This is a genomic window from Kitasatospora sp. NPDC096140 (assembly GCF_040303045.1).
In the GTDB taxonomy this organism is placed as follows: Bacteria; Actinomycetota; Actinomycetes; order Streptomycetales; family Streptomycetaceae; genus Kitasatospora.
In genome coordinates this window covers 34,445-56,493 of sequence record NZ_JBEOUW010000046.1, presented here as the reverse complement: position 1 = coordinate 56,493, position 22,049 = coordinate 34,445, and the positions used below count along the sequence as shown (strand labels likewise).

Below are 22,049 nucleotides of genomic sequence, written 5' to 3'. Positions count from 1 at the left end.
GCGAGGGAGCGGGGCCGTACATGGCACAGGACGGGTCACACCACCACGGCGAGCGCACCACCACCAGACCCCCGACCCCCCTGCCCCACCAACGGCCCGGCGCCTCCCCCTCCTCCTTCGACCTCCCCGCCTGGGCCTGCGCTCCGCGCCCCGAAGCCGAACCGGGCGTCTACCGCCTCGGCTACCGCCGGATCGACCCGGAGCGGTCGGAGGCGGCCAAGGTCGAGACCTGGCCGCTGCTGCTGCGGGCCGGGCTCAACGCGGTGGTGGCTTGGCTGGCCTTCGTCTACGGCACCCAGCTGGTGCTCCACGTGATCGTGATGACCGTCTGGGTCGAACACCCCACCGAGACCCTGGTGACCGTTGTCGGCCTCTCCGTCAACCTCGTGGTTGCAGCGGCTGTCATCAAGGTCTTCGGCCGGATGGGCCGCTGGCCCGAGGTGTGGCGCCGGTACGTGGCGCCGCTGCTGTCGCGGACGGTGACGCAGGAGCAGCGCGCCGAGGAGGACGCCCCGGCGGCGGCCGAGGCGGCGCGGCGGCAGGACCCGTGGGACGGGCTGCGGCAGGGCGGCGCGGCCGACGCGGCGGCGCGGCTCGACGCGGAGACCGTGGGGGACGTCGACTACGTGCGGATCCAGCGCGCCTGGGAGTCCGCGCAGGCGGACCCGGTGTTCGTGCCGGCCTTCGCCGAGCAGGTGGCCGCCCGCGGCGCTGCGGCCTTCGCCCACCCCTCCGAGGCGCGTGTGCTGCCCGGCCGCGCCGAGCAGCACGATCTGCTGCTCGGTCAGGTCCGGCTCGGTACCGCGCAGGACGTGCCGAAGAACCCGTTGAGCCACCGGGCGGCCGGTTTCGCGCTGGATCCGGCGCTGCTGGGCACCTCGGTGCTGGCCGTGGGCCCGGCCGGGACGGGGAAGACCGCGCGGCTGGCCCGGCCGGTGGCGGAGGCGTTGTGCCTGCAGGCGCTGGCCGGCACCGCGTGTGCGGTGGTGGTCGGGTCAGCCGACGCCGATCTCGGCCCGGACGCCTGGTACGACGTGGTGATCGCGCCCGGGGACCTGTCCTCGGTGTACGGGCTGGACCTCTACGGCGCCGCGCGGGACCCGGACGAGGGGGCCGCCCGGCTGGCCGAGGCGCTGCTGCCGGAAGAGCTGACCGCCCGCGCGGAGAACGCCCGCACCGCGCTGCAGCAGGTGGTGGGACCGTTCCACGCCGCGTACGGCCGCTACCCGGGGGTGCGTGAGCTGCGGGCGCTGCTGGGTGGTGATCCGGACGCGCTGGCGGCCCTGGTGAAGGCGCTCGGCACGGCGGGCCGGCTGGCGCTGCACGAGCGGGACCTGGAGTACCGCGAGCGCCAGCGGGACCGGGCGGACGACCCGGGGGCGCTGCTGGCGGACCGGCTGGCGCTGCTGGACCGGCCCGCCTTCGAGGGTGCCTTCACGACCGACGGCACCGGCCGGCCCCCGTTCGCGATGCGGGTGCTGGACCATCCGCTGCGGGTGCGGGTGAAGCTGCCCGAGCGCAGCCACCCCGAGGTGGCCCGGATGCTGTCCCGGCTGGTCGTGGGGCAGTTCGTCCAGGCGGCGGGGGTCCGCGAGGACCGCTCGCTGTTCGCGGGCCTGGTGGTCGACGACGCCTCGGCGGCGTTGGACGCCACCGCGGTGCGCGGGCTGCAGCGGATGCGCGGTGCGAACGCGGGCGCGGTGCTGTTGCTGCGCACCCTGGTGGACCTGCCGGAGGCGCTGCGGGCGCCGCTGTTCGGCGCGGTCGGCTGCCGGATGGCGTTCCCGGGGATCGCGCCGTGGGACGGGCGGCTGTTCTCGGAGGCCTGGGGGACGCACCTGGTGCAGGAGACGGCGGTCACCCACACCCCCGACACCTCCGGTGGGGTGATACGGCGGGCGGGGCGGGTCGGGCGGAAGGCGTTGTCGGGGACGACGGCGCAGACGGAGTCGGTGACGACGCGGGACGTGGAGCGGCTGCGGTGGTCGCCGTCGGACCTGGCGCACGCGTTGCCGGCGGGGCACGCGGTGGTGTCGTTGACGGCGGTGTCGGGGGAGCAGGTGCCGCCGTTGCTGGTGGATCTGCGGGGGTGAGTTCCGGGCGGGCCCCAGGGCGCGGCGGGAGAAGGGGTGGAAGTCGCCTTCGAGGTGGATTCGGCAGTGCCGGTTGTCCGGGGCGTCCATAATGAAGGGGAGAGACCCTCACCATTCCCACGCCCCTCTCCTCGCCCGGCCGCAATGGCGCGGTCAGGTCGATCCCCCGAAGGTGCCATGCCCCCCACACTCGCCTCCGTCGTCCGCAACAGCTCGCTCCATCTGACGGTCCTCGCCGGCGCGGACCACCTGGAGCGGCCGGTCCGCTGGGTGCACACCAGTGAGCTGGACGACCCGACGCCGTTCCTGGAGGGTGGCGAGCTGCTGCTCACCACCGGTATCAAGCTGGGCCGTACGGCGGCGCAGTTGCAGGCGTACGTGCACCGGCTGGCCGATGCCGGGGTGGTGGGGCTGGGGCTCGGGGTGGGGTTGTCGCACACCGAGGTGCCGCAGCCGCTGGTGGACGCGGCGGCGCAGCGGGGGCTGCCGCTGCTGCGGGTGCCGGAGCCGACGCCGTTCATCGCGATCAGCAAGGTGGTGTCGGCGGCGCTGGCCGCGGAGCAGTACGAGGCGGTGACGACGAGCTTCGAGGCGCAGGAGGAGCTGACCCGGGCGGCGCTGGGCAAGGACGGTACGACGGCCGTGGTGCGCCGGTTGGCGGCGCGGCTGGGTGGCTGGGCGGCGCTGTACGACGGGTCGGGCGCGCTGTCGGTGGTGGCGCCGGACTGGGCGGCGCGGCGGGCCGGGCGGCTGGCGGCGGAGGTGGACCGGCTGCGTCGGCGGCCGGCGCCGTCGAGTGCCGCGCTGCAGGGGCGCGCGCCGGGGATAGACACGGCGGACGAGGACTACGTGGTCGTCCAGTCGTTGGGGGCGGACCGGCGGGCGCGGGGTTTCCTCGCGGTCGGGACCGAGGACCGGATCACGCCGACCGAGCGGTACGTGCTGAACGCGGCGGTGGCGCTGCTGACCCTCACCCTGGAGCGCTCGCGCGAGCTGCGGCAGGCGGAGGAGCGGATGGGCGCCGCGCTGCTGCGGATGGTGCTGGCGGGTGAGGTGGTGACGGCCCGGCAGGTGGCGGCGGGGCTGTTCGGCGGTCTGCCGGAGGGGACGATACGGGTCCTGGTGGCGGGTGCCGGTGCGGGGAACGCGGATGCCGCGGAGGCGCTCGGGGAGCTGGGCGACCGGGCGGAGCAGGCGGGTTCCCGGGTGGGCGAGAAGCTGCTGGTGGCGCGGGAGGACGGCGCGCACGGGCCGCGGCTGATGGTGCTGGCGCTGGACAACGGCGCGGTGCACCGGGCGTGCCTGGGTGTGGTGGAGGAGCACGAGGGCCTGTCGCTGGGCGTGTCGGCGCCGGCCGCGTTGGAGGAGGCCGGGACGGCGCACGCGCAGGCCGAGCGGGCGCTGGCGGTGGCGCTGCGCGGCGGCCGCCGGGCGGTGGACCACGAGGAGGTCGGCGCGGGTTCGCTGCTGCCGCTGCTCGGGGAGGACGCGGTGACGGCGTTCGCGGAGGGGCTGTTGCGGCCGCTGCGCGAGCACGACCGGACGGCCCGCGGTGACCTGGTGGCGTCGTTGCGGGCGTGGTTGTCCAGGCACGGCCAGTGGGACGCGGCCGCGGCGGACCTGGGGGTGCACCGGCACACGCTGCGCTACCGGATGCGGCGGGTCGAGGAGCTGCTGGGCCGCTCGCTGGACGACACGGACGTGCGGATGGAGCTCTGGCTGGCCCTCCGTTCCGGCGAGGAGTAGACCACCCGGCCGGCACCGGCCCGAAAGCCTTGCCGCACCGCTCCCCGAGGCCTGCACGGACACCCGCCCCGAGGCCTGCACGGACACCCGCCCCGAGGCCCGCACGGACACCCGCCCCGAGGCCCGCACGGACACCCGCCCCGAGGCCCGCACGGACACCCGCCCCGGACTCGTTCGGACACCCGCCCGAACGCCCGCTCGGGCGCTCCGCTGGACGCGGTGGAGTGGCCCCGGACCCGAACGCTCCTAGTCGGCCAATCCGGTCGGCGCGCCGACCCACCTACCCTCGGGTTCTGGTCCCACGTCCGTGCGGGCCGTACGACGACGAGGAGAGGGCCGGTACCACGGTGACCACCACGTACGATTTCTGGCTCGCCGGCCGCCGGGCGAGCGGTGACGCCGACTTCGAGGTGCACAACAGCTGGGACGGCCGTCTGGTCGGCAAGGTGAGCATCCCGACCGAGGCCCAGGTCGAGGAGGCGCTGGACGCCGCCGTCGCCGCGCTGCCGGTGTTCGCCGCGACCCCGGCGCACCAGCGTGCCGCCGCCCTGGACCACGTGGCCAAGCGGCTGGCGGAGCGCACCGAGGAGCTCGCCCAGCTGATCACCGCCGAGAACGGCAAGCCGATCAAGTGGGCCCGCGGCGAGGTCGGCCGCGCGGTGTCCGTCTTCCGCTGGGCCGCGGAGGAGGCGCGCCGCACCAACGGCGAGACCATGCGGCTGGACACCGACCCGGGCGGCGTGGGCCGTTTCGCGGTGGTGCGCCGCTTCCCGCGCGGTGTGGTGCTGGGCATCGCCCCGTTCAACTTCCCGCTGAACCTGGTCGCCCACAAGGTCGCCCCGGCGATCGCGGTCGGCGCCCCGATCATCCTGAAGCCCGCTCCGGCGACCCCGCTGTCCGCGATGGTGCTGGGCGAGATCCTGGCCGAGACGGACCTGCCGGCCGGTTCCTGGTCGATCCTGACCGTCCCGAACGACCGGATGCCGGCGCTGGTGCAGGACGACCGCCTGCCGGTGATCTCGTTCACCGGTTCGGACAAGGTCGGCTACCAGATCATGGACTCGGTGCCGCGCAAGCACTGCACCCTGGAGCTGGGCGGCAACGCCGCGGCCGTGGTCCTCGCGGACTGGTCCTCGGAGGCCGACCTGGACTGGGCGGCCACCCGGATCGCGATGTTCGCCAACTACCAGGGCGGCCAGTCCTGCATCTCGGTGCAGCGGGTGATCGCCGACGCGTCGGTGTACGACGCGCTGGTGGAGAAGGTCGTGGCCAAGGTCAAGGCGCAGGTCACCGGTGACCCGAACGACTCCGCGACGGACGTCGGCCCGCTGGTCGACGAGAACGCCGCGAAGCGCGTGGAGTCCTGGGTGGAGGACGCGGTCGCCAAGGGCGCCAAGGTGCTGACGGGTGGCACCCGCGAGGGCGCGACCTACGCCCCGACCGTGCTGGCCGAGCTGCCCGAGGACGCGATCCTGGCCAAGGCCGAGGTGTTCGGCCCGGTGCTGTCGCTGCACAAGGTGGACGGCGTGGACGAGGCTTTCGCCGCCGTCAACGACTCCGCGTTCGGCCTGCAGGCGGGCGTGTTCACGCACGACGTGCAGACCGCCTTCCGCGCCCACCGGGAGCTGGAGGTCGGCGGTGTGATCATCGGCGACGCGCCGTCCTACCGCGCCGACCAGATGCCGTACGGCGGTGTGAAGGACTCCGGCGTCGGCCGTGAGGGCGTCAAGTACGCGATGGACGACTACACGGTCGAGAAGGTGCTGGTCCTGACCGGCCTCGACCTCTGATCGACTCGATCCCGGTCGGTCGGTTCGACCGCTGAACCGACCGACCGCCGAATCGGCCGACCGCCGAATCGGCCGACCGGCCATCCGGCCGATTGGCCGACCGATCGACCGATCGAGTGATCCGCTGACGCAGGGCCCGGTTCGACGAACCGGGCCCTGCGCGCGTTCAGCCGTCGTGCCCGGCCGCGGCGGCGACGGCCTCCTCGACGGTGGCGTTCCCGGCGACCAGCTCCAGGGTGAGTCCGGCGGTGCCGGGTTCGTGCAGCAGGGCGGCCAGGACGGCGGCCACGTCGGCCCGGTCCACCGCGCCGCGGGCGACCGAGGGGGCCAGCCGGACGAGGCCGGTGCCGGGGCCGTCGGTGAGCCGCCCCGGGCGCAGCACCGTCCAGTCCAGCGCGGTCCGGGCCCGTACCGCGTCGTCGGCGGCGCCCTTGGCGCGCAGGTAGGTCTCGAATACCTCGTCGGCGGGGTGGTGGGCGGCGGCGTCGGCGCCCATCGAGGAGACGATCACGTACCGGCGGACGCCGGCGATTTCGGCGGCGTCGGCGAGCAGGACGGCGGCGTCGCGGTCGACGGTGTTCTTGCGGGCGGCGCCGCTGCCCGGTCCGGCTCCGGCGGCGAAGACCACCGCGTCGGTGTCGGTGAGCAGTTCGGCGAGCCGGGGGGCGGTGGTGGCCTCCAGGTCGAGCAGCAGCGGCTCGGCTCCGGCGTCGATCAGGTCCCTGGCCTGTTCGGGGCGGCGGATGATCCCGGCGGGGCGGTCGCCGCGGGCGGCGAGCAGCCGTTCCAGTTCCATCGCGATCTGTCCGTGGCCCCCGGCGATGACGGTGCGCATGGCTCCGACGGTAGCCCGGGGGTGCCGCCTCGTCCTGGGGAAGCCCGCGGAGCACCGGGGAGGTGCCGGGGACCGGTGCGGTCGCGGACAGGACACAATGGGCCCATGACTTCGCTCGCCCACCCGCAGCTGCGCTTCACGCCCACCGTGGCGGACCCCTCCGGCCCCCGGGAGCTGGTGATCCTCGGCTCCACCGGGTCGATCGGCACCCAGGCCATCGACGTGGTGCTCCGCAACCCGGACCGCTTCCGGGTGGTCGCCCTGTCGGCGGCCGGTGGCCGGGTGGAGCTGCTGGCCGAGCAGGCGCTGCAGCTGGGTGTGCACACCGTGGCGGTGGCCGATCCCGCGGCCGAGCCGGCGCTGCGCGAGGCGCTGGCCGCGAAGGCGGCGGGCCGTCCGCTGCCGGCCGTGCTGGCGGGCCCGAACGCGGCGACCGAGCTGGCCGCCGTGGAGTGCCACTCGGTGCTGAACGGCATCACCGGGTCGATCGGCCTGCGGCCGACGCTGGCCGCGCTGGCGGCCGGCCGGGTGCTGGTGCTGGCCAACAAGGAGTCGCTGATCGTCGGCGGTCCGCTGGTGAAGGCGGTGGCGAAGCCGGGCCAGATCGTGCCGGTGGACTCCGAGCACGCGGCGCTGTTCCAGGCGCTGGCCGGCGGGACCCGTGCCGAGGTGCGCAAGCTGGTGGTCACCGCCAGCGGCGGCCCGTTCCGCAACCGCACCCGTGAGCAGCTGGCCGGGGTGACCCCGCAGGACGCGCTGGCGCACCCGACCTGGGCGATGGGCCCGGTGGTCACGATCAACTCGGCCACCCTGGTCAACAAGGGCCTGGAGGTGATCGAGGCGCACCTGCTGTACGACGTGCCGTTCGACCGGATCGAGGTCGTGGTCCACCCGCAGTCGGTGGTGCACTCGATGGTGGAGTTCACCGACGGGTCGACGCTGGCGCAGGCCAGCCCGCCGGACATGCGGATGCCGATCGCGCTGGGCATGGGCTGGCCGGACCGGGTGCCGGACTCCGCCCCCGCCTGCGACTGGACGAAGGCCGCCACCTGGGAGTTCTTCCCGCTGGACGACGTGGCGTTCCCGGCGGTGGAGCTGGCGCGTGAGGTGGGCACCCTGGGCGGTACCGCCCCGGCCGTGTTCAACGCGGCGAACGAGGAGTGTGTGGAGGCATTTCTGAAGGGCCGCCTCGCCTTCACCGGAATCGTGGACACTGTTGCCAAGGTCGTGGCCGAGCACGGACAGCAGGACGGTCGGTCGGCGGCCCCGGGAACTTCCCTGACGGTGGAGGACGTCCTGCACGCGGAGGACTGGGCGCGCGCCCGGGCCCGCGAGCTGGCGGCCGGCTGACGGTCGGCCGACGGCGGACTGACGGCCTCGATAGCGGTAGGACGAGACGATGAGCGGAGCGGCATGACGGAGGACCAGCGGTGGCAACGGTTTTGACGGTGGTCGGCATCCTGGTCTTCGTCATCGGGCTGCTCATCTCGATCGCCTGGCACGAACTCGGCCACCTCTCCACGGCCAAGCTGTTCGGCATCCGGGTGCCGCAGTACATGGTCGGCTTCGGCCCGACCCTCTGGTCGCGCCGCAAGGGCGAGACCGAGTACGGCATCAAGGCGATCCCGTTCGGCGGGTACATCCGGATGATCGGGATGTTCCCGCCGGGCGATGACGGCCGGATCACCAAGCGCAGCAGCTCGCCCTGGCGGACCATGATCGAGGACGCCCGCGAGGCCTCCTACGAGGAGCTCCAGGAGGGGGACGAGCACCGGCTCTTCTACACCCGCAAGCCCTGGAAGCGCGTCATCGTGATGTTCGCCGGGCCGTTCATGAACCTGGTCCTGGCGTTCGGGCTCTTCCTGACGGTCATGATGGGCTTCGGCGTCTCCATGAACGTGCCGACGGTCAGCACCGTCGCGCAGTGCGTGGTCAAGGCGGGCCAGCCGACCGACAACTGCCCGGCGGGCGCCCCGCAGACGCCGGCCGCGCAGGCCGGGCTGAAGGCCGGGGACAAGATCGTCTCCTTCGACGGCGACCGGATCCGCACCTACGACCAGCTCCAGGCGGACATCCGCCGGTCGGCCGGGCGGACCGTCCCCGTGGTGGTCCAGCGGGACGGGCAGCAGGTCACCCTCAACCCGACCATCGCCGTCAACGACGTCCAGAAGTACGACGGGAACAACGTCCCGATCAAGGGCCAGACCATCCAGGCCGGGTTCCTCGGATTCACTCCGGCGAGTGGTGTCGTCCGGCTGGGCTTCGGGCAGTCGCTCGACCGGATGTACGACATGGCCGAGGGCGGGGTGAAGTCGCTGGTCGCTCTGCCGGGCAAGATCCCCGGGCTGTGGAACGCCGTCGTCGGCGACGCCCCGCGCGATCCGGACTCGCCGATCGGCATGGTCGGCGCCGCCCGGGTGAGCGGCGAGGTCTTCTCGCTCGACATCCCCGGCACCCAGCGGATCGCGTTCTTCGTGAACCTGCTGGCCGGCATCAACCTGTCGCTCTTCCTCTTCAACATGCTGCCGCTGCTCCCGCTGGACGGCGGCCACATCGCCGGCGCGGTCTGGGAGGCGGTCCGCCGCCGATTCGCACAGCTGTTCAAGCGGCCCGATCCGGGCCCGTTCGACGTCGCCAAGCTGATGCCGGTGGCGTACGTCGTGGCCAGCATCTTCATCGGCTTCACGCTGCTGGTGATGGTCGCCGACCTGGTGAACCCGGTGAAGATCAGCTAGGGCGTTCGGGTACGGCGGGTGTGCTGGGGCCCGTTGCCGTGCCGTACCGTTGAGGCCGGGTGCGCGACGTCAGCGCACCCGGCCTCGGCCGTCCCAACGGCCGGGCGGTCGACCACACCTCTACCCCGGGGAACCCTGCGCACATGACCGCGATCTCGCTCGGTATTCCGTCCCTGCCGCTCAAGCCGCTCGCCAAGCGCCGGCACTCCCGGCAGATCATGGTCGGCAACGTGCCGGTCGGCGGCGACGCCCCGATCTCGGTGCAGTCGATGACCACCACCGTGACCTCGGACATCAACGCCACGCTGCAGCAGATCGCCCAGCTCACCGCGTCCGGCTGCCAGATCGTCCGGGTCGCCGTGCCCTCGCAGGACGACGCCGACGCGCTGCCGATCATCGCCAAGAAGTCGCAGATCCCGGTCATCGCGGACATCCACTTCCAGCCGAAGTACGTCTTCGCGGCGATCGACGCCGGCTGTGCGGCCGTGCGCGTCAACCCGGGCAACATCAAGGCCTTCGACGACAAGGTCGGCGAGATCGCCAAGGCCGCCAAGGACGCGGGCGTCCCGATCCGGATCGGCGTCAACGCCGGCTCGCTCGACAAGCGCCTGATGGAGAAGTACGGCCGGGCCACCCCGGAGGCGCTGGTCGAGTCCGCGCTGTGGGAGTGCTCGCTGTTCGAGGAGCACGACTTCCGCGACATCAAGATCTCGGTCAAGCACAACGACCCGGTCGTGATGATCAACGCCTACCGCCAGCTCGCCGCCGCCTGCGACTACCCGCTGCACCTCGGCGTGACCGAGGCCGGTCCGGCCTTCCAGGGCACCATCAAGTCGGCGGTCGCCTTCGGCGCGCTGCTGGCCGAGGGCATCGGCGACACCATCCGGGTCTCGCTCTCCGCCCCGCCGGCCGAGGAGATCAAGGTCGGCAACCAGATCCTGGAGTCGCTCGGGCTGCGCGAGCGCGGCCTGGAGATCGTCTCCTGCCCGTCCTGCGGCCGCGCCCAGGTGGACGTCTACAAGCTCGCCGAGGAGGTCACCGCCGGCCTGGAGGGCATGGAGGTGCCGCTGCGGGTGGCGGTCATGGGCTGCGTCGTGAACGGTCCGGGCGAGGCGCGCGAGGCCGACCTGGGCGTCGCCTCCGGCAACGGCAAGGGCCAGATCTTCGTCAAGGGCGAGGTCATCAAGACCGTCCCCGAGTCGAAGATCGTCGAGACCCTGATCGAGGAGGCGCTCAAGCTCGCCGAGCAGATGCAGGCGGCCGGCGTCGAGGCGGGGGCGCCGACCGTCGTCGCGGGCGAGTGAACCCGTAGCGTGTCCTGATGGCGCGGGGATGCCCGCGTGAAGTCTTCCGGAAGCGGGGCCGTCCGTTCGTGGACGGCCCCGCAGCCGTAGCCGGGTGGGGCCACGGAGTAGGGTGCGGCCAGAGTCGTCTCAGTGAGGTGCTGTCTCGATGCTCGATCGAGGTGTGATGCTCCCGAGCTCTTTCCAGGCCGCCCGGGCCCTGGCCACCACCCGGGTGCTGGAGCCGCCCGACCTCGCGGACGCCCTGGAGATCCTCCACCGCGACCCGGTCGCCAACGCCTTCGTCGCGACCCGCGTCGAGGCCGTCGGGCTCGACCCGTGGCGGCTCGGCGGGGAGATGTGGGGCTGGTACGACGGGGACGGCGCGCTGGACGCGCTCTGCTACGCCGGGGCGAACCTGGTCCTGGTCGACGCCGGGCCGGAGGCGGTCGCGGCCTTCGCCGAGCGGGCCCGCCGGCAGGGGCGGCGCTGCTCCTCGATCGTCGGGCCGGCCGAGGCCACCGCGGGGTTCTGGGCGCTGATGGAGCGCAGTTGGGGCCCGGCGCGTGAAGTCCGCGGCCACCAGCCGCTGTTGGCCACCTCGGTGCCGTCGGCGGAGATCGCGCCGGATCCGCTGGTCCGCAGGGTGCACCGCAACGAGGTCGAGACGCTGATGCCGGCCTGCGTGGCGATGTTCACCGAGGAGGTCGGGGTGTCGCCGCTGGCGGGGGACGGCGGGCTGCTCTACCAGGCCCGGGTCGCCGAACTCGTTTCCACCGGGCGGTCGTTCGCGCGGTTCGGGGAGGACGGGCAGGTCGTCTTCAAGGCGGAGATCGGGGCCGTGACGCAGGGCGCCTGCCAGATCCAGGGCGTCTGGGTCGCGCCGGAGCACCGGGGCCGGGGGCTGTCGAAGTCGGGGATGGCGGCCGTCCTGGACATCGCGTTGCGAGAGGTGGCGCCCGTGGTGTCGCTGTACGTCAACGACTTCAACCTGCGGGCCAGGGCGGCCTATCGCCGGGTGGGGTTCCGGGAGGTCGGGGCGTTCATGAGCGTGCTGTTCTGAGGCCGTCGTCCGCACCGGACCGCCGTGTTCGGATCTTCCGCCGCGTCGCGGGGCCGCTGGTAGTAACGTCCGGAGCATGGATCAGCTGACCGGGGTGACGATCGGGGCCATCGACCTTGCGGCCTGGGCGCCGCAGGCGCTGGAGGTCCAGGCGGTGGCGTTCGGGCTGGCGCCCGAGGAGGTCGCGGTACGGCTGCACATCGTCGGGCGGCACGCCCAGCAGCCGGGGGTGATCGCGTTCGGCGCGATGAGCGAGGGGCGGCTGGTCGGCTTCGGGTACGGGATGCCCAACCAGCGCGAGCACTGGTGGAGCACGGTGATCGAGCCCTACCTGACCGTCCGGGGGCACGCGGACTGGCTGGACGGCGTCTTCGCCGTGACCGAACTGCACGTGCTGCCGGAGTTCCAGGGGCAGGGCGTCGGATCGCGGCTCATCCGGACGCTGTGCGAGCGCTCGGGACTGGACCGGAGCATCCTGTCGGCGATCGACGCGGAGACGCCGGCGCGGCGGTTGTACCGGGCGCTCGGGTACCAGGACCTGGCGCGGGCGGTGCGCTTCCCGGCGACGGAGCGGCTGTACGCGGTGATGGGGGCCCGGCTGCCGCTGCGGAGGTCGGAGGGCTGAGCGGGGCCGTCCGGACGGAGCGCGGTCAGAGCGAGCCGGCGAGTTCGAGGTGGAGTTCGGCGTCCTCGCGGCGGTCCGCGGCGAGGGAGCGCAGCGCCAGGTCGACGGAGCGGAAGAGGGCCCAGCCGCGCAGGCGTTCCTGGTCCACGTCGAGCGCGTCGGACAGCTGGTGGAGGCGCCGGCGGACGGCGGCGGGGATGCCGGGGGAGCCGAGCAGGGTGTCCGCGCGGTCCAGCGCGAGGCGGGCCAGGTCGTAGGCGCGCTCGCCGACGACGGGGCGCGGGTCGATGGCCAGCCAGGGGGCGCGGTCGGCGGCGAGGACGTTGCCGTGGTGGAAGTCGCCGTGCAGCAGGAAGGACTCCTCGGCGGAGTCGGCCAGGCTCCGGGCGGTCTCCAGGGCCTCGTCCACCAGGGCCTGCGCCTCCGCGGCGGCGGGGTGGGCGCGCTGCTCCACGACCCGGTCGGCGGTGGCGGCCACCCGCTGGGCGAGGGTGGGGAAGGGGTGTTCCCCGGGGAGTTCCACCCAGAGCCGGTGCAGCAGGCTGGTGGCCTCCAGCATGGCCTTGGGCTCGGCGAGGGAGCGCAGCGGGATCTCGCCGTGCAGGCGTTCCAGGAGGAGCACGCCCTCGGAGGGGACGGCGTCGAGGAGGAGGACGGCTCCGCGGCCGGCCCAGTGGGTGAGGGCCGCGTGCTCGTGGGCGGTCTCGGGGGTGAGCAGGCCGGCCTTGAGGACGGCGGGTGAGAGGTCGTCGCGGTGGACGTACGCGACCAGGCTCAGGCTGCCGCCGGGGTCGAGGACGCGTTCCAGGGTGAGGTCCCAGGCGGCGAGGTGGGCGGCCGCCCGGGCGGGGAGGGCGGCGAGCCACTGGCGGCCCGCTTCGCCCTGCGTGGCGGTGACGGTGTCCGTCAGCCAGGTGGGGACGGTGATGGTGGGTGCGGCTCCCGACATGGGTCCATTGTCGGGCTTCGGCGGCGCGGGCGGGGTGCTCGGGCGGGCGGGTGTCGCGGTTCCCGGTCCTCAGCCGGCGGTGGGCGAGGGGGTCGGGGCCTGGTCCTGGATGCCCGGGATGGGCTGGTCGGGGGCGCCCCAGCGGTGGGCGCGGAGGGCGCAGTCGCGCAGGGCGAGGGCGGCGGTGAGCCGGTGCGGGGCGGGGACCGCGGCGACCAGGTCGGCGTAGACGGTGGTCAGGCGGGTTTCGAGGTGGGCGGCGAGCCCGGCGGCGTCCGCGGCGGAGACGACCGGGAAGGGCAGCCGGTAGCCGCCGGCGGCGGGGGTGGGGGCGGCGCCGAGGGCGGCGACCAGACGCTGCCAGGTGTCGCGCTGGGCCTGGTGGGCGGCGTAGGCCGTGCGGGCGTCGGCGAGTCGGGAGTCCCCGGGCAGGTGGGCGCCGACGACGCCGTAGCCGTAGACCGCGGCGTGTTCGGCGCCGAGGGCGTTCTGGAGCGCGGTGAGGGCCGCGGGGGTGGGGCTCGGCGCGGGGGTGGCCGAGGGGGAGGCGGTGGCGCGGGCGGGCGCCGGTGGGGCCGGGGCGCCCAGGATCGCCGCGTGGACGCCGTTGGCGGCGGCGGCGGAGGCGAGCAGACGGGCGAGGGACGGGCTCGCGGCCTCCAGGTCGGCGAGGTGGGATTCGCCGGTCCTGCGCTCCAGCTCGGCCAGGCCGGGACCGGCGGGGGTGGGACCGGCGGGGGAGGGACCTGCCGGGGAGGGACCGGCGGGGGAGGGACCTGCCGGGGAGGGACCGGCGGGGGAGGGAGAGGTGGACGTGGGAGCGGTGGTCACGGGCGGCGAGGGGACGGCCGCGGCGGTCAGGCCTTCGGCGAGGGCGGCGCGCTGCCGGGCGACCTCCGCGCGGAGGTCGGCGCTCCGGACGCCGGGCGGCGGGGGCAGGGTGTCGTACCCGGCGAGGAGGGCGTCGGTGGCGGCGATCGCGCGGAGGCGGACGGGGGTGTCCGGGTCGGGGCGCAGGCCCCCGGTGCCGGAGGCGGGGCCGGTGTGGTCGGCGGTGCAGGCGGTGAGGGTGAGCAGTCCGAGGGCCAGGAAGGTCCGTCGGCTGTGCGGCTGCATCGGGGTCACTCCGGGGCGTGTACGGGAGGGCGGCCTCCCCGCCGGACCTCGTTGGCGTGAATGATTACAGAATCCCCACGTTCCGTGGCCCGGTTCGGGTACACCGGGCCACGGGTGGGCACGTGTGAGCTTGCTCGCAGTGGGTGGCGTGCGAGCGGTCGGGGGTGGTCCGGAATCGGTGGTTGGGGGCTTCACCGGCTAGGCTTTGGGCCGAGCTGCCGTGACCCGGTGTGGCGCCGAGGGCGCGGGGCGACCTTCTGACAACAGCAGACGCGGCCGAGGAGTCCACCCGGATGAGCACCACCCACACCGACCGGCTGCGAGCGTTGCTGGAGCCGCTGGCCGCACAGGCCGGACTGGACCTGGAGGACGTCAGGGTCACCAAGGCGGGCAGCCGCCGGCAGGTGCAGATCGACGTCGACACCGACGGCGGCGTGGACATGGACACCATCGCCGAGTTCAGCCGGGTGGTCGGCGAGGCCCTGGACGAGTCGGACCTGATGGGGGACGACGCCTACCTGCTGGAGGTCGGCTCGCCGGGTGCGGAGCGTCCGCTGGTGCTGCCCCGGCACTGGCAGCGGGCCGAGGGCCGGCTGGCCGCGATCCACCTGGTCGACGGCGGGGAGATCGTCGCCCGGGTGCTGGAGGCCGACGAGGACGGCGCGCTGGTCGAGGTGCAGCCGGTGAAGGGGCGCGGCCGCCCGAAGGAGCGCCGTCTGGAGTACGGCGAGGTGGCCCGGGCCCGGGTCCAGGTCGAGTTCAACCGCAAGGACGACGAGAAGCTCCTGGACGAGGCCGCCGACTTCGACGAGGGGGACGACGGCGCCGAGTGACCCCCGGGTGCCGTACGACCATGACGAACGTGACGAAAGACGAGGAGGCGTAGCCGTGGACATCGACATGAGTGCCCTGCGCACGCTGGTCAACGAGAAGAACATCCCCTTCGACCTGCTGGTCGAGTCCATCGAGTCCGCCCTCCTCACCGCGTACCACCGCACCGAGGGCTCGCGCCGCCGCGCCCGGGTGCACCTGGACCGCAAGAGCGGCCACGTCACCGTGTGGGCCATGGAGGACCCGACGGAGCTGGACGAGGGCGTCGAGCCGAAGGAGTTCGACGACACCCCGAACGGTTTCGGCCGGATCGCGTCCAGCATCGGCATCCAGGTGATGATGCAGCGCCTGCGCGACGCCGCCGACGACCAGACCTTCGGCGAGTACGCGGGCAAGGAGGGCGACATCGTCACCGGTGTCGTCCAGCAGGGCAACGACCCGAAGAACGTGCTGGTCGACATCGGCAAGCTGGAGGCCATCCTGCCGCCGCAGGAGCAGGTCCCGGGCGAGGACTACCGGCACGGCACCCGACTGAAGTGCTACGTGGTGGCGGTCCGCCGCGGGGTCCGCGGGGCCTCGGTGACGCTGTCGCGCACCCACCCCAACCTGGTGAAGAAGCTGTTCGCGCTGGAGGTCCCGGAGATCGCGGACGGCAGCGTGGAGATCGCCGCCATCGCCCGCGAGGCCGGCCACCGTACCAAGATCGCGGTCTGGTCCCGCCGGGCCGGGCTGAACGCCAAGGGCGCCTGCATCGGTCCGATGGGCTCCCGGGTGCGCGCCGTGATGGGCGAGCTGCACGGCGAGAAGATCGACATCGTCGACTGGTCGGAGGACCCCCGCGAGATGGTCGCCGCGGCGCTGTCCCCCGCGCGGGTGACCAGCGTGGAGATCGTGGACGCCGCCCAGCGTTCCGCCCGGGTGATCGTGCCGGACTACCAGCTGTCGCTGGCGATCGGCAAGGAGGGGCAGAACGCCCGTCTGGCAGCCCGTCTCACGGGGTGGCGGATCGACATCCGGCCGGACACCGAGGGCCAGTCGGAGGACGGCGGCCGGGAATAGCCCGACCGGTCGTGCGTGTTGTCGTAGCCGTCCTCGCCGGTCCCCCGGGATCTGCGGGGCGGCGCCATGTCGCTTCGGAGGGGTAGACTTGCCTTCGTCTGGCCGGACGCACGTCCGAGCACGCCCGGAACGCACCTGCGTGGGCTGCCGCAAGCGAGCGGCCAAGCACCAGCTGTTGCGTGTCACGGCGGTCGAGGGCGAGTGCGTCCCCGATCCCCGTGGCGCACTGCCGGGCCGGGGCGCTCACCTGCACCCCGAACCGGCCTGCCTCGACCTCGCGGTCCGCCGTCGGGCGTTCCCCCGGGCCTTCCGGCTCCAGGGCGCGCTCGACACGGAGCGGCTCCGCGAGTTCATCGGGGAGCGGGTAGGCGGAGCCTCTTAGGCGGGCCACCTCCCGCGACGACCGCCGCTCCACGCGGCGGAAGAACCACCGCAACAAGCACAGCGTTCGGGAAGCCGCGCGCCGTGCCACCAGTCAGGTACCTCGCGATGTGGAAGTAGGTCGAGATTGCGATGAGCACTCGATGAGTACGCGATGAGTACGCGATGGGTACGCCCATGAAGTAGCGACAGTCCGGCGGACGAGACCCCCGGACTCATAGACAGGAGTGAAGTGGCTAAGGTCCGGGTTTACGAACTCGCCAAGGAGCTTGGCTTGGAGAGCAAGGCCGTCATGGCCAAGCTGACCGAGCTCGGTGAGTTCGTCCGTTCGGCGTCCTCGACGATCGAGGCGCCGGTCGTGCGCAAGCTGACTGACGCGCTTGGTGTGGCCCCCACCGGTGGTGGCGCTGCCAAGCCTGGCCCGCGGAAGCCCGCGGCGCCCCAGCCCGCGGCTGGTGCCGCGGGTGCACCCAAGCCGGGTGCTCCGACCCCGGGTCCGCGCCCTGGCGCGACCCCTGGTCCCCGCCCCGCACAGACCGCAGGTCCCGCTGCCGGATCGGCTCCCGCCGCTCCGGCCGCCCCCGCCCCCGCTGCCCAGCGTCCGGGTGCGCCGACTCCGGGCCCGCGCCCGGCCGCGCGTCCCGCCGCCCCGGCGGCTCCGGCGGCCCCGGCCGCGCCCGCGGCCGAGTTCTCCTCGCCGGCTCCGGCCGGTGACGCCCCGCGTCCCGCCGCCCAGGCCCCGCGCCCGAGCGGCCAGGCCTCCGGCGGCGCCCGTCCGGGCCCGCGTCCGGCCGGCCCGCGTCCGGGCAACAACCCGTTCACCTCGGGCAGCGCCACCGGCATGGGTCGCCCCGGCGACCGCCGCCAGGGCGCCCAGGGTGGCGACCGTCCGCGTCCGGCCGGTGGTCCCGGTGCGGGTGCTCCCCGTCCGGGTGGCGACCGTCCGCGTCCGGCCGGTGCCCCGGGTGCCGGTGCTCCCCGTCCGGGTGGCGACCGTCCGCGTCCGGGTGGTCCCGGTGCGGGTGCTCCCCGTCCGGGTGGCGACCGTCCGCGTCCGGCCGGTGCCCCGGGTGCGGGTGCTCCCCGTCCGGGTGGCGACCGTCCGCGTCCCGACGGCATGCCGCGTCCGGCCGCGCCGCGTCCCGGCGGCCCGACCCCGTCCGGCATGCCGCGCCCGAACCCGGGCATGATGCCGCAGCGTCCGGCCGGCCCGCGTCCGGGTCCCGGTGGCCGTGGTCCGGGTGGCCCCGGTGGCCGTCCGGGTGGTCCGGGTGCCGGTGGCGCCCGTCCGGGCTTCCAGGGTCGTCCGGCCGGTCCGGGCTCGCGTCCGGCCGGTGGCGGCGGCTTCGGCGGTCCGCGTCCCGGTGGCGGTGCCCCGGGTGGCGGCGGCGGCTTCGGCCCGCGTCCCGGCGGCTTCGGCGGTCGTCCCGGCGGCCCGGGTGCCCGTGGTGGCACGCAGGGCGCCTTCGGTCGTGGCCCGGGCGGTCGCCCGGCGCGCGGTCGCAAGTCGAAGCGGGCGAAGCGCCAGGAGTACGAGGCCATGCAGGCCCCGTCCGTCGGCGGTGTGATGCTGCCTCGCGGCAACGGCCAGACCGTTCGCCTGTCGAGCGGCGCCTCGCTGATGGACTTCGCGGAGAAGATCAACGCCAACCCGGCCGCGCTCGTCTCCGTCATGTTCAACCTCGGTGAGATGGTCACCGCGACCCAGTCGGTCTCCGACGCGACCCTTGAGCTGCTGGCCGGCGAGATGGGCTTCCAGCTGGAGATCGTCAGCCGGGACGACGAGGACCGCGAGCTGCTGGAGTCGTTCGACATCGACTTCGGTGCCAACGAGGGCGACGAGGACCAGCTGGCCCCGCGCCCGCCGGTCGTCACCGTCATGGGTCACGTCGACCACGGTAAGACCCGCCTGCTGGACGCCATCCGCAAGTCCAACGTGGTGGCCGGCGAGGCCGGTGGCATCACCCAGCACATCGGTGCCTACCAGGTGGTCACCGAGGTGAACGGCGAGCAGCGTCCGATCACCTTCCTCGACACCCCGGGTCACGAGGCGTTCTCCGCCATGCGTGCCCGTGGTGCCAAGTCCACCGACATCGCGATCCTGGTGGTCGCGGCCAACGACGGTGTCATGCCGCAGACGGTCGAGGCGCTGAACCACGCCAAGGCCGCGGGTGTGCCGATCGTGGTCGCCGTCAACAAGATCGACGTCGAGGGCGCCGACCCGACGAAGGTCCGCGGTCAGCTGACCGAGTTCGGCCTGGTGGCCGAGGAGTACGGCGGCGACACCATGTTCGTCGACATCTCCGCGCGCCAGGGCCTGCACATCGACCAGCTGCTGGAGGCCGTGGTCCTGACCGCGGACGCCTCGCTGGACCTGCGGGCCAACCCCGAGCAGGACGCGCAGGGTATTGCGATCGAAGCCCACCTGGACAAGGGCCGCGGCGCCATGGCGACCGTCCTGGTCCAGCGCGGTACCCTCCGCGTCGGTGACTCGATCGTCGTGGGCGACGCCTACGGCCGCGTCCGCGCCATGCTGGACGAGAACGGCAACAGCCTCGCCGAGGCCGGCCCGTCCCGCCCGGTGCTGCTGCTCGGTCTGACCTCGGTGCCCCGCGCCGGCGACAGCTTCATCGTCGTCGACGAGGACCGCACCGCCCGCCAGATCGCCGAGAAGCGCTCGGCCCGCGACCGCAACGCCGCCTTCGCGCAGCGTCGGGTCCGGGTGTCCCTGGAGGACCTGGACAAGGCCATCGCCGCCGGCTCCATCGAGCAGCTCAACCTCATCATCAAGGGTGACGTCTCCGGTTCGGTCGAGGCCCTTGAGGACGCCCTCGTCAAGCTGGACGTGGGCGAGGAGGTCGAACTCCGGGTCCTGCACCGCGGTGTGGGTGCCATCACCGAGTCCGACGTGGACCTGGCGATGGGCTCGGACGCCATCATCATCGGCTTCAACGTGCGCGCCGAAGGCCGTGCGCGTACCGCGGCCGACAAGGAAGGCGTGGACGTCCGGTACTACTCGGTCATCTACCAGGCGATCGAGGAGATCGAGAACGCCCTCAAGGGCAAGCTCAAGCCGGAGTACGAGGAGGTGCGCCTCGGCGCCGCGGAGATCCGCGAGGTCTTCCGCTCCTCCAAGTTCGGCAACATCGCCGGTGTCCTGGTCCGCGACGGCATCATCCGCCGCAACGCCAAGGCCCGCCTGCTGCGCGACGGCAAGGTCGTGGCGGAAGCCCTCACCATCGAGGGTCTGCGCCGCTTCAAGGACGACGCGACCGAGGTCCGCGAGGGCTTCGAGGCCGGTGTCACCCTGGGGTCGTTCAACGACATCAAGGTCGAGGACATCATCGAGACCTACGAGATGCGCGAGAAGCCGCGCGCCTAGTCGGTGTCAGCCGGGGCCGGTCGACGGGTGGTATTTCCGTCGACCGGCCCCGGTCTCGCTGTGTAGGGTCCGGGGTAGTTCAGACGTAGCGGCGTCAGCCCGTTCCGGGCTGCCCCCCGAGGCCTTCCAGGTCGGCGAGACCTGTCACACATGTTCGTGGGAACACTCACCTTCGACCTGCTGCTGGGCGACGTCCACTCGCTCAAGGAGAAGCGTTCGATCGTGCGGCCCATCGTGGCCGAACTGCAGCGCAAGTACAGCGTGTGCGCTGCCGAGACCGGGAACCAGGATCTGCACCGCCGGGCCGAGATCGGCCTCGCGGTGGTGTCCGGCGAAGCCGGGTACGTCACCGAGGTCCTGGACAGCTGTGAGCGGTTGGTCGCCGGCCGCCCCGAGGTGCAACTCCTCTCCGCGAGGAGGAGGTACCACAACGACGACGACGAATGAGAGCTGTGGAGCCGGTCGGCGGAAGTCGCCGTTCTCACACAGATCAGGACCGAGAGCGCCCGCAAGGCCGGGCGCGGGCCGGTACTTTGGGGCTTGGGCCCCGACGGGTGCGCAGCTCGCCCGGGTACCGGGCCCACTGCACGAGGAGGCAACGTGACCGACACCGCAAGGGCGCGCAAGCTCGCCGACCGCATCCAGGTGGTCGTCGCCCAGACCCTGGAGCGACGGATCAAGGACCCCCGGCTGGGGTTCGTGACCATCACCGACACGCGGGTGACCGGCGACCTGCGCGAGGCCACCGTCTTCTACACCGTCTTCGGTGACGAGACCGAGCGTCAGGCCACCGCGGCCGCGCTGGAGAGCGCCAAGGGCGTCATCCGCTCCGAGGTCGGCAAGATCGGGGTGCGCTTCACCCCGACGCTGACCTTCGTCGCGGACGCGCTGCCGGACAACGCCCGGAACATCGACGACCTGCTCGACCGCGCCCGGCACTCCGACGCCGAGGTGCGCACCCAGGCCGCCGGGGCGACCTACGCCGGCGACGCGGACCCGTACCGGGTCCCGGCGTCCGAGCGTGACGACGAGGACGAGTAGTCATGGCGGGTGAGCCGGCGAAGGCCGCCTCGCGAACCGGATCGACCACGGGGGCGCCCTCCACCATCACGGTGGAGGGTGCCCTCGCGGCGCTCCCGGGGCCGCGCACCGAGGAGAGCGGGTTCGAGCTGGTCTGGCAGCAGGTGGTGGCGGAGATCGGGCGGGCCCGCTCGATCGACCTGATCTGCCACATCTGCCCGGACGGCGACGCGCTCGGCTCCTCGCTGGCGGCGGCGCTGGCGCTGCGCGCGCTCGGCAAGCAGGTGCGGGTCTCCTTCGGCGACGACCCGCAGGTCGTGCCCGAGTCGCTGGCCTTCCTGCCCGGCCAGGAGCTGATCGTGCCGGCCGCCGAGGTGCCGGACGTGCCCGAGCTGGTGCTGTGCTTCGACGTGGCCGCGGAGAGCCGGCTCGGCCTGCTGCACGACAAGGCCTTCGCCGCGCCCGTCCTGGTGGTGTTCGACCACCACGCCTCCAACCCGGGCTTCGGCACCCACCAGCTGATCGACCCGACCGCGCCGGCCACCGCCGTGCTGGTCGACGAACTGCTGCGCCGGCTCGGCGTCGAGCTCGACCGGGACCTGGCCGCCTGCCTCTACACCGGCGTCGCCACCGACACCGGCTCGTTCAAGTACCGGGCGACCACGCCCGCCACCCACGAACTCGCCGGCCGGCTGCTGGCCACCGGCATCCGGCACGACCTGATCTCCCGGCAGCTGTGGGACACCTCCTCCTTCGGGTACCTCAAGGTGCTCGCGGGCGCGCTCGACCGGGCCGTCTACGAGCCGGACGCGGCCGATGGCCTCGGCCTGGTGTGGACCTGGGTGCCGTACCAGGACCTGGCGCTGTTCAGCGTCACGGTCGAGGAGATCGAGGGGCTGATCGACATCGTGCGCCGCCCGGCCGAGGCCGAGGTGGCGCTGGTGCTCAAGCAGGACCCGGACGGCACGCTGCGCGGCTCCTCGCGCTCCAAGGGCGCGGTGGACGTCGCCGCGGCCTGTGCCGAACTGGGCGGCGGGGGGCACGTCTACGCGGCCGGATTCAGCGTCCGGGAGGACGTGGCCGCCGTGGTCGAGCGGTTCCGGTGCGCACTGCGCCCGGTACGTTGACCACCTGCTGACGT

The 22,049-nt window shown here is 73.5% G+C and carries 18 protein-coding genes; 15 read left to right on the top strand and 3 right to left on the bottom strand.

Annotated elements, in window-relative coordinates:
• The first annotated feature begins 20 nt into the window (after window positions 1–20).
• The 3 genes from ABT048_RS34160 to ABT048_RS34150 all read left to right on the top strand — a co-directional run bounded on the left by ABT048_RS34160 (window position 21) and on the right by ABT048_RS34150 (window position 5,629).
• Window positions 21–2,093 (top strand): ATP-binding protein, encoded by a 2,073-nt coding sequence (locus ABT048_RS34160; RefSeq protein ID WP_350525475.1) that lies wholly within the window; start codon window positions 21–23, stop codon window positions 2,091–2,093.
• A gap of 177 nt (window positions 2,094–2,270) precedes the next feature.
• A complete protein-coding gene (locus ABT048_RS34155) occupies window positions 2,271–3,839 on the top strand; it encodes a PucR family transcriptional regulator (RefSeq protein WP_350525474.1) in 1,569 nt (522 codons plus the stop codon).
• A gap of 347 nt (window positions 3,840–4,186) precedes the next feature.
• The gene (locus tag ABT048_RS34150) at window positions 4,187–5,629 is read left to right on the top strand and encodes an aldehyde dehydrogenase family protein (protein WP_350525473.1); all 1,443 of its coding nucleotides are present in this window, start codon (window positions 4,187–4,189) and stop codon (window positions 5,627–5,629) included.
• A gap of 166 nt (window positions 5,630–5,795) precedes the next feature.
• Here ABT048_RS34150 and ABT048_RS34145 read toward each other — a convergent pair whose 3' ends face one another.
• Complete coding sequence (locus tag ABT048_RS34145; RefSeq protein ID WP_350525472.1) at window positions 5,796–6,464, bottom strand: SDR family oxidoreductase; 669 nt, start codon at window positions 6,462–6,464, stop codon at window positions 5,796–5,798.
• Between the two features lie 105 nt (window positions 6,465–6,569).
• Between ABT048_RS34145 and dxr the strand changes: the two genes are divergently transcribed.
• The 5 genes from dxr to ABT048_RS34120 all read left to right on the top strand — a co-directional run bounded on the left by dxr (window position 6,570) and on the right by ABT048_RS34120 (window position 12,170).
• On the top strand, window positions 6,570–7,814 hold the full coding sequence (gene dxr / locus ABT048_RS34140; RefSeq protein WP_350525471.1) for a 1-deoxy-D-xylulose-5-phosphate reductoisomerase: 1,245 nt from the start codon (window positions 6,570–6,572) through the stop codon (window positions 7,812–7,814).
• 80 nt (window positions 7,815–7,894) lie between these two features.
• The gene (locus ABT048_RS34135) at window positions 7,895–9,199 is read left to right on the top strand and encodes a M50 family metallopeptidase (RefSeq protein WP_350525470.1); all 1,305 of its coding nucleotides are present in this window, start codon (window positions 7,895–7,897) and stop codon (window positions 9,197–9,199) included.
• A gap of 143 nt (window positions 9,200–9,342) precedes the next feature.
• Window positions 9,343–10,503: a flavodoxin-dependent (E)-4-hydroxy-3-methylbut-2-enyl-diphosphate synthase gene (gene ispG / locus ABT048_RS34130; protein ID WP_350525469.1), complete on the top strand. Its 1,161-nt coding sequence runs from the start codon at window positions 9,343–9,345 to the stop codon at window positions 10,501–10,503.
• 166 nt (window positions 10,504–10,669) lie between these two features.
• Window positions 10,670–11,545 carry a GNAT family N-acetyltransferase gene (locus ABT048_RS34125; protein ID WP_350525468.1) on the top strand — a complete coding sequence of 292 codons (876 nt, stop codon included), beginning with the start codon at window positions 10,670–10,672 and terminating at the stop codon, window positions 11,543–11,545.
• A gap of 76 nt (window positions 11,546–11,621) precedes the next feature.
• Entirely contained in the window at window positions 11,622–12,170 is a 549-nt protein-coding gene (locus ABT048_RS34120; RefSeq protein WP_350525467.1) for a GNAT family N-acetyltransferase, read from the top strand.
• Window positions 12,171–12,195: 25 nt separating this feature from the next.
• On the opposite strand, the gene ABT048_RS34115 is transcribed toward ABT048_RS34120, so the two are convergent.
• Together ABT048_RS34115 and ABT048_RS34110 are read right to left on the bottom strand one after the other, a co-directional pair.
• Window positions 12,196–13,119 (bottom strand): aminoglycoside phosphotransferase family protein, encoded by a 924-nt coding sequence (locus ABT048_RS34115; RefSeq protein WP_350525466.1) that lies wholly within the window; start codon window positions 13,117–13,119, stop codon window positions 12,196–12,198.
• Window positions 13,120–13,188: 69 nt separating this feature from the next.
• Window positions 13,189–14,235, bottom strand: a complete 1,047-nt coding sequence (locus ABT048_RS34110) for a ferritin-like domain-containing protein (protein ID WP_350525489.1) — start codon at window positions 14,233–14,235, stop codon at window positions 13,189–13,191.
• A 293-nt stretch (window positions 14,236–14,528) separates the two neighbouring features.
• Between ABT048_RS34110 and rimP the strand changes: the two genes are divergently transcribed.
• The 7 genes from rimP to ABT048_RS34075 all read left to right on the top strand — a co-directional run bounded on the left by rimP (window position 14,529) and on the right by ABT048_RS34075 (window position 22,035).
• Window positions 14,529–15,068, top strand: a complete 540-nt coding sequence (gene rimP / locus ABT048_RS34105; protein WP_350525465.1) for a ribosome maturation factor RimP — start codon at window positions 14,529–14,531, stop codon at window positions 15,066–15,068.
• Between the two features lie 55 nt (window positions 15,069–15,123).
• Entirely contained in the window at window positions 15,124–16,125 is a 1,002-nt protein-coding gene (nusA, locus tag ABT048_RS34100; RefSeq protein ID WP_350525464.1) for a transcription termination factor NusA, read from the top strand.
• Window positions 16,126–16,213: 88 nt separating this feature from the next.
• A complete protein-coding gene (locus tag ABT048_RS34095) occupies window positions 16,214–16,507 on the top strand; it encodes a YlxR family protein (protein WP_350525463.1) in 294 nt (97 codons plus the stop codon).
• A gap of 231 nt (window positions 16,508–16,738) precedes the next feature.
• Window positions 16,739–19,888, top strand: a complete 3,150-nt coding sequence (gene infB, locus ABT048_RS34090) for a translation initiation factor IF-2 (RefSeq protein ID WP_350525462.1) — start codon at window positions 16,739–16,741, stop codon at window positions 19,886–19,888.
• A 150-nt stretch (window positions 19,889–20,038) separates the two neighbouring features.
• Window positions 20,039–20,335: a DUF503 domain-containing protein gene (locus tag ABT048_RS34085; protein ID WP_030289887.1), complete on the top strand. Its 297-nt coding sequence runs from the start codon at window positions 20,039–20,041 to the stop codon at window positions 20,333–20,335.
• A 153-nt stretch (window positions 20,336–20,488) separates the two neighbouring features.
• Window positions 20,489–20,929, top strand: a complete 441-nt coding sequence (rbfA, locus tag ABT048_RS34080) for a 30S ribosome-binding factor RbfA (protein WP_350525461.1) — start codon at window positions 20,489–20,491, stop codon at window positions 20,927–20,929.
• Between the two features lie 2 nt (window positions 20,930–20,931).
• A complete protein-coding gene (locus ABT048_RS34075) occupies window positions 20,932–22,035 on the top strand; it encodes a DHH family phosphoesterase (protein WP_350525460.1) in 1,104 nt (367 codons plus the stop codon).
• Window positions 22,036–22,049 lie beyond the last annotated feature (14 nt).